We start from the raw sequence: 13,958 nt of genomic DNA on the forward strand, positions 1-13,958 counted from the left end.
TGGCTCAATTCCATTCTTTTCTTATGCTAACGCCAAGATAAAGTAGTAAGGAATAACAGTGCATTGTCAGACCTTTGGAAAGCTAATAAAAATGCTTTTAGAAGGTGTTAAAGTATAAAGTGTATCGTTACCATTCATTAGTTACTCTGTTATCACAACCTATCACCGTCACCAACTCACACGTCCTACCTCCAGACGCCATCTTTCACGCCTCACCCGATAAGCCCTTGTAGTGAGCTTTTTCAGTTCTCGCTTTGGTACAGCTAAGTTGGACTCCTGTTCCAGATAAGTTGGAACGTGGTTCCAGCTAAACTGGAACAGCATTCCAGATGACATGGAACAGGCGTCCAAAACATATTTAACATGGCGTTTAATGTAATAATGCATCATCAGGGCTTAGAAGGCGCATTCCCTGAACGATGAAAATACGAACGAGGGAGGGGCTAATTGGCGAGTTTGAGATAAGAAACCATGCCCCTCTGAACAAGATTGGCCTGGTAAAGAAATGACTTTCACGCTAGCTAGTGCTACGCTACAGGATACATAACGATTGTGTTTTATCCCGAACTCGCGTATCTTTAACATGTGGATGCTATATGTTTAGAGGTGCTTGGTTGATGCAAAGGTGGAGGTAGGCTGTCCATTTTGTGCGCATCTTGAACTTGGAGAAACTCTAATTGGTGTGTTGTTAATAAATGTTTAATCCGTTGGGAAACCTAAATAAATGTAATACCTTTGTGAAAAAGGAGATAATCATGGAACGAATAACACTTGAGAACTTTGACGCTACTTACGTAGACCCCATTGAAGAAGAGCGTATCGATAAATTTGTCTGTGATGAAATGAGCCGCCAAATTCATCGATATATAAAAGGGATGTCGGGCAGTAAAGGCATTATGAACAAGTTTGAGGCGCAGCTTTCTACCTTGTCGGTTTCAGAAAAAGAAGTGGCCATTGCCAGATATATTGACTTAAACAGGAAGGTTACAAGCGGACTGGACTTCAAAATTGTGCTAACAAGGGCTATGGCCAACTATTGCGACACTTTCGATTACTTGCTCACGCTGGTGAACGACAGGCGCAAGATGGTGTATTACCTTAACCGTATTAAGTCGAAATACTTGCGCTACCACGAGGTGGTGGAAGTTAATGGTAAGTTCGGCATTAACGATGGCGATGGTAATGTGCTTGTTTCGCCCAAGTACGATTTCTTACGACGCTACTATACTTATGTAGACGATTTGTGCATGATGCCTATCATTGCCCAGAAAGATGGGAAGATGGGGCTGATTTTGCCCGATGGGAACGACACGGTGGTGGCCGATTTCGTTTACGATGACATCAGTCTGCGCGACGAATATCCATATTTTGAAGCACGCCAAGGAAAGAAGAAAATATTGTTGGAAACGAAATAGGGGAGCTTACATGCTGAATTTACCCACCAACTTATAAAAAAGAAGACGAGCCGACAAAGAATTTCAAAGCCTTTATAGCATCCCTTGTGTCCACTTTTGTGGTTGGACCGAGGAATAAAAGGTAGATGTGAAGAAATTCTTTTTCGGCTCGAATTTATTTTGTAACCATGCTTATGGGTTAGAGTCTAACCTTGAGTATTTCCCTCTTCTGCTGTTATTGCCCTGGGAAAGATTATAGTATCCTCAATAAGTATATGCTCTTCTAATGCCTCCTTAAACTCTTTCAGTCTGTCTAGTACGGCTTGATATTCGGTTTCTGCGCCCTCGGGTGCTGTAAACTGATGGGTAAGGTAGGCAATGTGTTCATGTCTTGCAGTTTCTCCCTCGTGATCGGACATCATCACGGCTATGGGATTTTGAACCGATCCACAGTGAAAACCTTGTTGCGCCCTTTGTTGGCTGTTGGCTTCCATTATCTCATAGATAAATGGAAAGAGAATATTCTCTTCCTTCATCAAGTGTTCATCGAGGTCGCTAAGCGACTCGCCAAACTGCTGCGCCACCTCAATCAGTTCGGTATGTTTGGCTGCTAATGTGTTCAGACGGGCCAAAGTTTCTGGTCCTTCTTCGCGAATGCCCCTATGATGAATCTTCAATGCATAGTCAATCAGTAAGTCTGTTGGCCACTTTTCAAAATCTAATCTTGTCTTCATATTCCTTTTAAACGTTCTTGTATATATGTTTTAGCACGCCGTGCATAGGTTTGCTGGCGTGAATGTTCTTATATATAATAATGTGTATTCTTAAATTTCGCTTCCAATACTTAGCCCGCCTTGTGCACCTTTTTGCACTTACCCGAGAATTGTAACATCTCAATCTTAATGATTTCAGTACGATGGAATGAGGCTTGTGTGTATTTTTCGCCCAACTGTTTATATTCGGGCGAAAGTTTGTCGATGAGTAAATGCAGTGCCTTCATGCGTTCTTCTTCATCCAAACCAATTCGGGCAAGGCCGCGTATCACAACGCTTTCGTACTCGGTGGTAAACTTCGAGGGTAGCAAATTTACGTCGCCCACAATGCAGAGACACACGTTGGGGTTCTTGACAATGGCTCTCAGCTTCTTACCTTCAGGTGCGCAATGTATGTATAGACTGTCTTCACCGTCCCAAACGTGGTTCACGGGGATGGCGTAAGGCAGTCCGTCTTCGTCAATCATCGAGAGAACGCCATACTCGGCTATTCTTATCAGCTCCGTAGCACGTTGTTCAGACAAAAGCCTGTCGCGTCTTCTCACATCATCGTTATTATATTTCATTGCCTAGCATTTTGTGGCAAAATTAAGTTTTTTTGCCTCAATAGTGGGTAACATTTGTTACTTTGAGTGGTTAAAGTGGGTTAAAAGCCTTAACTTTGCGGTTGGTTAAGTTGCGTGTAGGATATACTGTGAGTGCAGATTATCCCTTATCCATGCGCCAAAATATTGTACACAAATGACAGAGATTTACCCCATAGCCCATTTTCGTTCGCCTTTCAGCTCGAAGTTTGGCATACCTAAACAAAGCGGATTGGTAAAGAACGTGCGCGGACAAATAGTTTTCGAACCTGCTTATCGATCGAAAGACGCCCTTAGAGGTATCGATGAGTTTGACTATCTTTGGCTAATTTGGCACTTCTCAGCCAACAAACATGCGCCAAATAGCCTGGTTGTTCGACCACCTTTGCTTGGTGGTAACACAAAGATGGGGGTGTTTGCCACACGTTCACCTTTCCGGCCAAACGGATTAGGCCTATCTTCGGTGCAGTTGGAACGAATTGAATGGGAAACTAACGAAGGGCCCGTGATACATGTTCTTGGTGCCGACTTGATGGATGGAACACCCATTTTCGACATCAAGCCTTACATCGTGTACGCCGATTGCCATGTGGGCGCTCGTAGTGGTTTTGTAGACCGTACGTCGATTACACGACTTGAGGTGCACATCCCTGAAAGTTTTCAAGCCATTTTCCCACCCGAGATCTTGCAAACACTGTATGAGGTGTTGGCACTCGACCCGCGACCACACTATCAAGACGATCCCCATAAAGTATATGGCATGCCCTTTATGGGTAGGGATGTGCGCTTTACGGTTTCTTCCGAAGGGAAGTTGCTGGTGATAGACGTTGTATAGATTGATTTGAAGAAGAATGAATGCTTCGCCATTTATTATGCAACGACGTGATGTTATGCGGCATCAAACACCCCCATTTGTAGCCTTACTCATCTCGTGAATTTGATAAAATGGTTAATTTACCCTCTTTAAAGGTTCTCGTTTTTACATTGGAGGTCTCGCTTTGATAAATTAGTTTACGATTATTTGCTTGTTTAAGAAAAACATTATACCTTTGCCTTCAAAGACTAAAAACGCTAAACCATGTCACTACAACATGTGGAGCACACCTTTTTAATGATTTCCGCCTAACGCGGTTATTGCCATTCGAATCGCTAACCCCGCATTTGTAAAGACACATCTAAAACGAAACTAACGATAAAAACAATTTTAAAACAAAACAAATGAGAAAATTTTCTACTTTAATCTTGGGAGCGGCATTGTCGTTTTCCACATTTTCTGCCATGAGGGCACAAAACTATTGCGAACCAAATAAAAGCAGTGGTGGTAGCAAGTGGGCACATGCTAACTCGCAGTCGTTTTACAGTTTGAAGGTTTCTTCAGACGGTAATGAAATCTATACGTTCATCGATGATGTAGGCAGCAAACAGTACAACTGGCTTCAAGACACAGAGGGCTTTTCTGTATCTACAGGCAAGTCGATTGTGTTAGATGTACGTTCTGGTATATGGACTTGGGACATTCAAGTGGGTTTTGACTGGGATGGAGATGGCGACTTTGAAGACCTGCAACGCGCTTTCTCAACCGTGGGAAAGAAACCAACGGATAAAGAAACCTCGTGGAACCCCAAATACAAGGACACATATGCTAGTGCTGACTGGAGAAAGGCCGAACAAACTCGCTTGGGACACCGAGGGGTGATTCGTCATCAGTTTACTTTCGCGGTACCTGCAAATGCTAAGATCGGTAAGACACGTATGCGTATATTGTGCGATGGCGATGGAGGTACTGCTGATTTCGAGATGTGTATGCCCGTGGGATATGCTGGTTCGATGCACGATTTTGGGGTAACGGTGGTTGGAGAAAACGTTACCGCTAAGCCAGTCTTCAGTGTTGCAAACGGAACTTACAAGACCGATCAGACGGTTACCATAACTTCGGCAACGCCAGATGCCAAGATTTACTACACGCTGGATGGCAAAGAACCCACGATTGCTAGTGGAATGTTGTATGATGGCCCTGTAAAGGTGAGGGTTCCCGAAGAAACTACGGCACAAGTAATGTTGAAAGCCATTGCAGTGAAAGACGGAATGCAAAACAGCAATGTAGCAACGGCCAACTATACCATACAAAAGGCATGGAGTATTGTTACAGGAACTGTTCATGCGACCGAAGACCGATATATCACTTCGGCTACAACCGAAAACGCAAAGCAAAACTTGAATTTCACACAAACCACAAAACCTTCGATGGTTTATATCAATACAGGTAGCGCTTTCACAGTAACTGCTGGCAGCAGCTTTGATCTCCACGTTCAATGTTCTGCCGATATGAAGTGGAATCACGCCATTGTGTTTGTTGATTGGAATCATAATTATAGCTTTGATGATGAAGGAGAGCAGCTGTTTAAGGTTGGCGAAGAGTCGAAAGGCAACGATGAGGTGGTTGATTTCACTCGTAGCATCTCCGTTCCAGCCAGCGCTAACGTCGGTGCAACTCGTATGCGCGTTCAATTTACTGATGCTTGGCATAAGAAAAGCGAACCTAACCACACCCATAGCGCCGAAGATGTGATAGATAAAGGCGGTGTTTACGACTTTGTTGTGAATGTTGAAAAAGCCATAGTAAACGCTATCGAGGGTGTTTCGACCGACAAAGCTGAAAGCGTTGTGTATACGCTTGAAGGCTTGAAGCTTAACAAAAAGGTTGCAGAATTGCCTAAGGGCGTTTATATCGTCAACGGAAAGAAAGTGGTTATTAGGTAAAAGTGTGTTCGAAAAGTCACTTATCGAGTTGTCTATTCCCATGTGTAAGTTTCTTTTTCCTTAGAACAATGCGGTGAATATCTCGATAAGCCAATGAACGCAATTCAATATCCCCAGTGCATTGTTGTACTGGGGATTTTTTCTTTTTAGGCGAAGGTGTATAAAGGAAAGTTGTTTTGGTGTTTGAAAAGCGGGATGAATGAACATTCGGACATTTCTGCGTGCGATTTATTAATGGTTCACTTCTCATAGTGCAGCCTTGCTTTATCGTGTGATTCATGCGAGATGTTCAATGCGCCCCTAAGCCTTTTCAATACGTCTACAATGCCATTACGAACCGCATTTTCATTAATTATCCAGTACAAAGGCCTTGGTATTGGGACTACAAACCTTTTGTAGCCACACTACCGCTTTTTTGTAGTGTCACTACCAGCCTTTTGTAGTGTCACTACCGACCTTTTGTAGCCATGCTACAAGGCAGTTGGTACTCCTGCCTATACACAAAACGCCAAACGAACTCATTGCTATTTGTCCACATCTGTTGATGTTTTCAGGTCTTTGTTTTACCTTCTACTTCTCTTGATGTTCTGCCTGTTGCAGGTGTCTTCATAGCACATAGATAGCGACAGATGTAATTTGTAACTTCAATATTTTGCGAAACTGCGTGTTTTTTAGTAATTTTGCGCATTATTTGGGTATACAAAACAACTTTATATAAATGAACATTTCATACAAATGGCTGAAAGAGTATGTCGATTTCGACCTTACACCGCAGAAGACGGCAGAGGTATTGACATCCTGCGGCCTTGAAGTAGACTCTTTGGAAGAGGTTCAAACCATCAAGGGCGGTTTGAAAGGATTGTATGTGGGCGAAGTGCTTACATGCGAAGTGCATCCAAACTCCGATCACTTACACATCACAACGGTTGACTTGGGTAAGGGCGAGCCTTCCCAAATCGTATGTGGCGCGCCTAATGTGGCCGCTGGACAGAAGGTCATTGTGGCCGATGTGGGCGCTGTGCTTTATGATGGCGACAACGAATTTGTCATCAAGAAATCGAAATTGCGTGGCGTAGAGAGCTTCGGTATGATATGTGCGGAAGACGAAATTGGCGTGGGAACATCTCACGATGGTATCATCGTGTTGCCCGCCGACGCAAAGGTAGGACAACCTGCTGCCGAATATTACCAATTGGAAAGCGACTGGCTTATCGAGATTGACATAACAGCCAATCATGCCGATGCGTTAAGTCACTATGGCGTGGCACGTGACTTGTATGCTTGGTTGGTGCAGAATGGTTATAAAACTGAGCTGAAACGTCCTAGCTGCGATGCCTTTGTTGTTGACAATAACGATCTGCCCATAGCAGTAACCATCGAAAATAAGGATGCTTGCAAACGCTACGCCTGTGTGTCGATTACAGATTGCGAGGTGAAAGAAAGTCCTGAATGGTTGCAAAACAAGTTGCGCACCATCGGCTTGCGCCCCATCAATAACATTGTAGACATCACTAATTATATTATGATGGCTTATGGACAACCCATGCACTGCTTTGATGCCGACATGGTTAAAGGCCATCATATCATTGTAAAGACTCAACCCGAGGGCACGAAATTCGTCACGCTTGATGGCGAAGAACATACGCTTGGCTCGTCAGATCTTAGTATCTGCAACGCTGAAGAACCCATGTGTATTGCTGGTGTGTTTGGCGGTAAGGGTAGCGGAACATACGAAACGACACGTAATGTTGTGCTTGAAAGTGCATATTTCCATCCCACATGGATAAGGAAAAGCGCACGCCGACATGGACTTAGCACTGATTCAAGCTATCGTTTCGAACGTGGAATCGACCCCAACGGCACGGTATACGCCCTAAAACAGGCTGCCATTCTCTGCAAAGAATTAGCCGGGGGAAAAATATCAATGGAGGTTAAGGATGTTTATCCCGAACCAATTGAAGACTTCGATGTAAACTTGAAGTACGCCTATGTAACGCAAGTGATTGGCAAAGAGATTGGAAATGATGTTATCAAGCGCATTGTGACGAGTCTTGGTATGCAGGTGGTTGAAGAGACGAACGAAGCTTTGCAGCTGAAAGTGCCTGCCTATCGTGTAGACGTTCAACGTCCTTGCGACGTGGTTGAAGACATTCTTCGTATCTATGGGTATAACAATGTTGAAATCCCCACTCAGCTTAAAAGTTCGCTAACAGTATTGGGCGACGAAGATAAGGAGCACAAATTGGAAACGATTGTGGGCGAACAGCTTGTTGGAAGCGGATTTAACGAAATCCTGAACAACTCGTTAACGAAGGTGGCTTATTATGACGGACTGAACAACTACACGCAAGAAACCTGCGTGAAGCTGATTAATCCGCTCAGTGCCGACCTAGGTATGATGCGCCAAACACTGTTGTTCGGTGGACTGGAAAGCGTATCGCGCAATGTCAATAGGCAAAACCAGAACCTGCGCTTCTTCGAATTTGGCAACTGTTACCACTATAATCCCGATAAGGCAAACGATGAAAGTCCCATAAAAGCTTACTCGGAAGAGAAGCATTTAGGCCTGTGGCTTACCGGTAAGCGCGTAGAAGGTTCGTGGATTCATCCCGACGAGCAATCGTCTTTCTATGAATTGAACGGCTATGTGCAAAATATCTTCGCCCGTCTTGGCATTCCTGTTGGTCTGTTGGTTTACGAAACGAGTGAGAACAACATCTTCACTTATGCCCTTAAAGTGATGAACAGGGGCGGAAAGGTTGTTGCAGAGCTGGGTTATGTGGCTGATGGCATCCGTAAGAACTTTGGTTTGACTAGCGAGGTGTTCTTCGCCGACCTGAATTGGACGGCTATTATGAAGCTGGTAAGCAAGAAAGATGTTGAGTTTAAGGAGATAAGCAAGTTCCCAGCTGTAAGTCGCGACCTCGCCTTGTTGCTCGATAAGGAGGTGTTGTTTAAGGATGTGGTGGCCGTGGCAACGCAAACGGAGAAGAAATTGCTGAAGAAGGTTGAACTGTTCGACGTTTACGAGGGCAAGAACTTACCGCAAGGAAAGAAGAGCTACGCTGTAAACTTCATCTTGCAAGACGAGAACGCAACACTCAAAGATAAGCAGATTGAGGCTATTATGCAAAAGCTGATTGCCAACCTTAAAGGCAAACTTGGAGCAGAATTGCGCTAGAAAAATTGCATTAATGGGTGTTGACAGCCATAGTTAAATAGAGAAGTAACGAATAAAAGATAATAAAATAGGGTGGGGAATAAGTTACCTTGACTTGTTGCGAAGTTAAATCGTGCAAGAATAGATAGGTCACAACCCACTTATAAACGCACAATCCAATGGGAAGAGCATTTGAATATCGCAAAGCTGCGAAACTGAAAAGATGGGGTCACATGGCCCGTACGTTTACAAAAATAGGTAAACAAATTGCCATTGCCGTAAAGGCGGGAGGTCCAGAACCCGAGAATAACCCCACGCTTAGGGCTATTATCGCCAACGCGAAGCGCGAAAACATGCCTAAGGACAATATCGAAAGGGCTATCAAGAACGCTATGGGTAAGGACCAAAGCGAATTTAAAGTGGTGACATACGAGGGCTATGGACCTCATGGTGTTGCCGTATTCGTAGACACCCTCACCGATAACACCACGCGTACTGTGGGCGATGTTCGTTCGGTTTTCAACAAATTCAATGGAAACTTGGGTACATCGGGATCGCTTTCATTCCTTTTCGACCATAAGTCGGTATTTACTTTCAAGAAGAAAGAAGGGCTGGATATGGACGAATTGATACTCGATCTTATCGATTATGGGGTAGAAGACGAGTACGATGAGGATGATGAAACGAACGAAATAACCATCTATGGTGCTCCAACAAGCTTTGGCGAAATACAGAAACACCTTGAGGCCGAAGGGTTTGAAGTTACTGGCGCCGAGTTCACTTACATTCCGAATGACTTAAAGGAGGTAACCGACGAAGAGCGCGAAACTATCGACAAGATGGTTGAAAAGCTCGAAGATTTCGACGATGTACAAACGGTTTACACCAATATGAAGTAAACCAAAGGTTGTATTACCTATATGGTGAAGGGGCTTTGAACATTCTTTTCAAACCTCGTATCTATAAAATAAAGGCTTTAAAGGTTGCGCGGAATGGGGGATAACCCTAACTCGCGCAACCTTTTTGTTATATGTTTCCTTAGTTCAAAACATCTTTCTTTCCACCGTAGATGTCTTGTCGGGGGTGAGAGCACACGTTCCGTGGTTTATCTCACGATGACTTTCTTACCATCTATGATGTATATTCCTGCGGGTAGAGCCCCTATTTTCCTTACCACCTTTTGTCCATTAAGGTTATAGATGGTGGGCGATTGGGAGTCGGGATCGGTATCGATAGCCATTTGTTGAATGTCGTTCGTGACATTATTAATGACAATTGATTTACCCTCGGCATTGTCGACATTGTAAAAATAGGCCTTAAACGCCTTGATTTGTTGGTTGCCGAAGAACGCTTGCAACTTAGATTGCCTGTTGATATAGTAGCTTCCTGCTGGCGGAGTTGTTACATTGAGTGTCCCCACAAATTGGCTATTGGTGTCTGCTTTGGGCGAACGAACTTGTGTTTGGGCAATAAATATCTCCTGCATGTCGGCTTGTGGCTTTACCAAATAAGCTTCTCCAGCAGTCATTCCTTCTGTCGTTTGTTCGAAAACAATTGATTGCGCTTCTGCGCGAGCAAACTTTGCAACAACCGCAGCTTGTCCGAAGATGGCCTTAACGTCTGCCGCGGTAAGCGAAATGGGTAAAGTGAGCGTGTTGAACACCCCTTGTTTCAGTGCATGTTCTATGTGCACGTTTACGTTTTGTGCTTCTCCATACGTGTTTGGCTTATCGTCGAAGTAGTTGATGGTCACATCTTGTGAGGCGATAGGGTAGAGTAAGAGGGTTGAACCTCGTGGAACAACAATGGCATCACATTCTATTTCAGCCCCATCGTATGCTTTACAATCCACGCCAGCCCTTGAATTGGCCAGTCGTAGCTGCTTATTGTTGATGAATGTGGTGTGAACCCATTTGTAAGCATGTTGCGATAGCTCGTCGGCAGGGATGTTTTGGGGTGACGCTTTCTTGCTCGAAATCTTCTTGATATTAATTTTCTCAACCCCCTTGATGGTTGGCAACCCGTCCTTATCTTCGTAAACGCCTCGTACTTCGCCTGTAATAACATCGCCCTTTTGCCACGAAGTAGTCTCTGAAAGCGATAGGCGGATAAGGCCTGTATGGTCTTGAATAAACAATTCTGCATCGTTACAGCCCAACACTATTGCCTTGTTTAGGCTCAAAGTGGCAGGTTTGCCCAACTCGGTTTGTTTGAAGCTGGCGATGTCGGGTAGTGTTTTCTCCGTGTTAGGCTTGTCTTCACCAGGCTTTATTGTTGGTGGATCGTTGCCGTCATCGTATTCTAACTCCACCTTTACCAGTGCAAAGGTGTTGCCTCGGGGTGGATAGAAGGTGTAGACAAGCTGATCTGAGCTACCTTGCCACACGTTATCATTGTCTAGTGTGCCGTTAGATACAGTCATTTCTCCTGTCTCAGGTATTACTTCCTTACCTGTTTTAAGGAAGTGGCAAGTTATTTTTCGTACTCTTTTCTCTGCATTTACGCTCATGAAATTGCCTTTGTATAGGCGTACATAGCCGTAATTTGAGGGAGTGGTTTTACCCTCACCTCTGCTGAAAATAAGTGAAACGTGTTCGCCAGAAACAGTTGTGATGGGTCTTCCCATGTTACTTTTACCCTGTGGCAAAAGCTGCACAATGTCTATAACCTCTGCATGCATGGCGAAAATGCTGTAAACACAGGCAAATAAAAATACAATGGCTCTTTTATATAGATGTTCCATGGTTTTAGTTTGGTGTTTGTTCAATGGTATTGCAAATGTAATTATTTTATAAAAAGTTACAAGTTGTATAGCAGATAAATGTCGTAAAATAAGCAAAGTTTAACACAATAAAGGTGTTTAGGAGTGGTAATAGTGTGTTTTCGGACAATTTAAAGCTTAAAGCTGTTGTGAGTAAATACAACACTTCCTCGCTTTCCGGAGTATAAAAGCGATGCGAACGAGAAATTACTGATAATGAAAGAAAGTCTTAAAGGTATGAAACGTGGAAAGGAACAATTAACGTTGTTTACATCGTTTATAGAGTTCGGCCAATTCGGCACGTGCAACCCCCATTTTCGTAAGCAGGTTAAGCTCTTGCAAAGCCTCGTCAAATCGCTTTAAGGCGATAAGCGTTTCTACCTTATATATATGGTATTCGGCATTCTGGTTATCTCTTTTTATTGCTTGTTCGTAATCGTATAGCGCCAGTTCAAGCATACCTCGTTCGTGTTCAATACCGGCTCGTACAGCGTAAGCCAATGCCTTATCGGGGTGTTGGTTTACCAATCTGTTGGCTTGGTCGAGTGCTTCAGTGTGGCGTTTCATCTTTTGGTTGAGCAGGGCAACGGCCAACAGCGCCTCGAAATTACCAGGAATGTGGGCGAGTATCTTATCATAATCGGCCTTAGCTAGGTCGTAACGACGCATCCGTTCGTATGCAAAGGCTCTAAAATATAATGCCGTGGCGTTGTTGGGAAATAGCGTTAGGATGTTGTCATATTCTTCCTTGGCATATTGCCATTGCTCCAATTGCAGGTTCAGGGCCGCTTTACGTAAACGTAATTCGATGGAGTCGGGGTGCATATCGGCCTCTCTGGCAAGCACAGCAAGGCTGTCGCGCAGTTCTTTCTTTGTCTGTGCGCCAACATTGAAGGATATCGTGGCGGCCAATATGGCCATGAATATTTTTCGCTTCATGTAGGAATGGTTATGAATGGGGTATGTTTCTGTTTGCCAATTTCGTTGTCCCCATATGCCTCTAGAAGAGCAAGAGCTCTTGATGGGGTGTTAGAAGGGCATGGGTTCGTCGTTCATTCGCGAGCCAATCAGTCCACCTCCATCGTCGGGTAAACTTGGTTGCGACGACGTAGCCTCGGGGTTTTCAAACCTGGTATATTGTCCTTTGAAGGTGAGCAGCACGTCGCCCGTAGCACCTTTACGGTGTTTGGCGATGATGATTTGTGCCATTCCATGCAGGTCGTTGCCCTTATCGTCTTCAAAAATGTGGTAGTATTCGGGACGATGCACGAAAAGCACCATGTCGGCATCTTGCTCAATGGCTCCCGACTCGCGTAAGTCGCTTAGCTGTGGGCGTTTTCCTTCAAGTCCTTCGCGGTTTTCTACGTTACGACTAAGCTGTGAGAGGGCGATAACAGGGATGTTCAATTCCTTGGCTAAGCCCTTCAATGATCGGCTGATAGTTGACACCTCTTCTTGTCTGCTGCCGAATTTCATGCCGTTGGCGTTCATCAGCTGCAAATAGTCTATCATGATAACGCCCACACCTTTTTCCCTAACCAGTCGGCGTGCTTTTGTTCGCAGTTCGAAGACAGATAGGCCTGGGGTGTCGTCTACATACACTTGTGCGCCTTGTAGGTTGCGCAGTCGTTTGTCTAGTCGGTCCCATTCATCGGGTGTTAGCTGTCCGTTAAGTATCTTGCTACCTACAATCTCGCACACGTTGGATATAAGGCGGTTAACCAACTGTACGTTATTCATTTCGAGCGAGAAAAATCCGATGGGCACTTGTGCGTCTACAGCTATGTTCTTAGCTAAGCTTAGTGCAAACGATGTTTTACCCATGGCGGGTCGACCTGCAATAATAATGAGGTCGGAGGGTTGCCAACCCGACGTGATTTCGTCTAGTTTGGTGTAGCCCGTAGGAACTCCCGTCATACCACCGCTATTTGCCGAGGCCTTTTGTAGAATGTCTATGGCCTGCTTTATCACGGGGTCGATCTGCGTAAAGTCCTGTCGCATGTTCTTTTGTGATAGCTCAAAGAGTGCGCCCTCTGCCTCTTGCATCAGGTTTTCAACGTCTATACTCTCGTCAAAAGCCTTGGTTTCGATATTGCTAGCAAAAGAAATGAGCTGGCGAGCTAAGAATTTGTGGGCAAGTATGGCTGCATGGTATTCGATATGAGCCGAAGAAGCCACCTGCGAGCTAAGCTCTACCACGTATGGTGCACCGCCAACGTCGTCGATAGTGCCGTCGCGCTTCAGCTGCTCGGTAACGGTCATAATGTCAACAGGCTTTTCGTCCATGTTGAGCGATCTGATGGCAGTGTATATCTTTTGGTGTCGGGGCTCGTAAAACGTTTCGGGATGGAGCAGTTCGCTTACCACCGCAAAAGCGTCTTTATCTATCATCAGTGCGCCCAACACCACTTTTTCCAGATCAATGGCTTGTGGTGGCAGGTGCCCGTAGGTGTTATCAACGGGTGTAGATTTTTTTGTTCTCCTATTTGTATTGCTTGTTTCGGCCATGTTTAAATATTTATTTGG

The 13,958-nt window shown here is 44.6% G+C and carries 11 protein-coding genes; 5 read left to right on the plus strand and 6 right to left on the minus strand.

The genetic code is table 11. The features are described 5' to 3' along the window. Positions 1 to 168: 168 nt before the first annotated feature. Positions 169 to 390, minus strand: coding sequence for a hypothetical protein (locus F453_RS15960; RefSeq protein WP_081619091.1), 222 nt, complete (start codon positions 388 to 390; stop codon positions 169 to 171). 365 nt (positions 391 to 755) lie between these two features. Here F453_RS15960 and F453_RS0100920 point away from each other — a divergent pair, with 365 nt between their 5' ends. Continuing rightward, positions 756 to 1,415 (plus strand): hypothetical protein, encoded by a 660-nt coding sequence (locus F453_RS0100920; RefSeq protein ID WP_025789830.1) that lies wholly within the window; start codon positions 756 to 758, stop codon positions 1,413 to 1,415. 185 nt (positions 1,416 to 1,600) lie between these two features. On the opposite strand, the gene F453_RS0100925 is transcribed toward F453_RS0100920, so the two are convergent. Beyond that, positions 1,601 to 2,128, minus strand: a complete 528-nt coding sequence (locus tag F453_RS0100925; protein ID WP_018966311.1) for a hemerythrin domain-containing protein — start codon at positions 2,126 to 2,128, stop codon at positions 1,601 to 1,603. Between the two features lie 110 nt (positions 2,129 to 2,238). Further along, positions 2,239 to 2,733 (minus strand): pyridoxamine 5'-phosphate oxidase family protein, encoded by a 495-nt coding sequence (locus F453_RS0100930; protein WP_018966312.1) that lies wholly within the window; start codon positions 2,731 to 2,733, stop codon positions 2,239 to 2,241. A gap of 175 nt (positions 2,734 to 2,908) precedes the next feature. Between F453_RS0100930 and tsaA the strand changes: the two genes are divergently transcribed. From tsaA to F453_RS0100950, 4 genes are all read left to right on the plus strand, one after another. Then, the gene (tsaA, locus tag F453_RS0100935; RefSeq protein WP_018966313.1) at positions 2,909 to 3,586 is read left to right on the plus strand and encodes a tRNA (N6-threonylcarbamoyladenosine(37)-N6)-methyltransferase TrmO; all 678 of its coding nucleotides are present in this window, start codon (positions 2,909 to 2,911) and stop codon (positions 3,584 to 3,586) included. Positions 3,587 to 3,969: 383 nt separating this feature from the next. Next, complete coding sequence (locus tag F453_RS0100940) at positions 3,970 to 5,511, plus strand: chitobiase/beta-hexosaminidase C-terminal domain-containing protein (protein ID WP_025789829.1); 1,542 nt, start codon at positions 3,970 to 3,972, stop codon at positions 5,509 to 5,511. Between the two features lie 718 nt (positions 5,512 to 6,229). After that, positions 6,230 to 8,692: a phenylalanine--tRNA ligase subunit beta gene (gene pheT, locus F453_RS0100945; RefSeq protein WP_018966315.1), complete on the plus strand. Its 2,463-nt coding sequence runs from the start codon at positions 6,230 to 6,232 to the stop codon at positions 8,690 to 8,692. A 158-nt stretch (positions 8,693 to 8,850) separates the two neighbouring features. Beyond that, positions 8,851 to 9,570, plus strand: a complete 720-nt coding sequence (locus F453_RS0100950; protein WP_009235369.1) for a YebC/PmpR family DNA-binding transcriptional regulator — start codon at positions 8,851 to 8,853, stop codon at positions 9,568 to 9,570. Positions 9,571 to 9,776: 206 nt separating this feature from the next. Here F453_RS0100950 and F453_RS0100955 read toward each other — a convergent pair whose 3' ends face one another. The 3 genes from F453_RS0100955 to dnaB form a co-directional block, all read right to left on the minus strand. Further along, positions 9,777 to 11,414, minus strand: a complete 1,638-nt coding sequence (locus tag F453_RS0100955; RefSeq protein ID WP_018966316.1) for a hypothetical protein — start codon at positions 11,412 to 11,414, stop codon at positions 9,777 to 9,779. 276 nt (positions 11,415 to 11,690) lie between these two features. Continuing rightward, complete coding sequence (locus F453_RS0100960) at positions 11,691 to 12,371, minus strand: tetratricopeptide repeat protein (protein ID WP_018966317.1); 681 nt, start codon at positions 12,369 to 12,371, stop codon at positions 11,691 to 11,693. A gap of 90 nt (positions 12,372 to 12,461) precedes the next feature. Beyond that, a complete protein-coding gene (gene dnaB, locus F453_RS0100965) occupies positions 12,462 to 13,940 on the minus strand; it encodes a replicative DNA helicase (protein ID WP_018966318.1) in 1,479 nt (492 codons plus the stop codon). Positions 13,941 to 13,958 lie beyond the last annotated feature (18 nt).

This window comes from Hoylesella loescheii DSM 19665 = JCM 12249 = ATCC 15930 (assembly GCF_000378085.1).
Lineage (GTDB): Bacteria > Bacteroidota > Bacteroidia > Bacteroidales > Bacteroidaceae > Prevotella > Prevotella loescheii.

Excerpts from the sequence above, each read along its gene's own strand:
- F453_RS15960 (WP_081619091.1), bottom strand. The coding sequence starts at position 390 with ATGATGCATTATTACATTAAACGCCATGTTAAATATGTTTTGGACGCC.
- F453_RS0100960 (WP_018966317.1), bottom strand. The coding sequence starts at position 12,371 with ATGAAGCGAAAAATATTCATGGCCATATTGGCCGCCACGATATCCTTC.
- F453_RS0100955 (WP_018966316.1), bottom strand. The coding sequence starts at position 11,414 with ATGGAACATCTATATAAAAGAGCCATTGTATTTTTATTTGCCTGTGTT.
- F453_RS0100930 (WP_018966312.1), bottom strand. The coding sequence starts at position 2,733 with ATGAAATATAATAACGATGATGTGAGAAGACGCGACAGGCTTTTGTCT.
- F453_RS0100920 (WP_025789830.1), top strand. The coding sequence starts at position 756 with ATGGAACGAATAACACTTGAGAACTTTGACGCTACTTACGTAGACCCC.
- F453_RS0100950 (WP_009235369.1), top strand. The coding sequence starts at position 8,851 with ATGGGAAGAGCATTTGAATATCGCAAAGCTGCGAAACTGAAAAGATGG.
- pheT (WP_018966315.1), top strand. The coding sequence starts at position 6,230 with ATGAACATTTCATACAAATGGCTGAAAGAGTATGTCGATTTCGACCTT.
- F453_RS0100940 (WP_025789829.1), top strand. The coding sequence starts at position 3,970 with ATGAGAAAATTTTCTACTTTAATCTTGGGAGCGGCATTGTCGTTTTCC.
- tsaA (WP_018966313.1), top strand. The coding sequence starts at position 2,909 with ATGACAGAGATTTACCCCATAGCCCATTTTCGTTCGCCTTTCAGCTCG.
- dnaB (WP_018966318.1), bottom strand. The coding sequence starts at position 13,940 with ATGGCCGAAACAAGCAATACAAATAGGAGAACAAAAAAATCTACACCC.
- F453_RS0100925 (WP_018966311.1), bottom strand. The coding sequence starts at position 2,128 with ATGAAGACAAGATTAGATTTTGAAAAGTGGCCAACAGACTTACTGATT.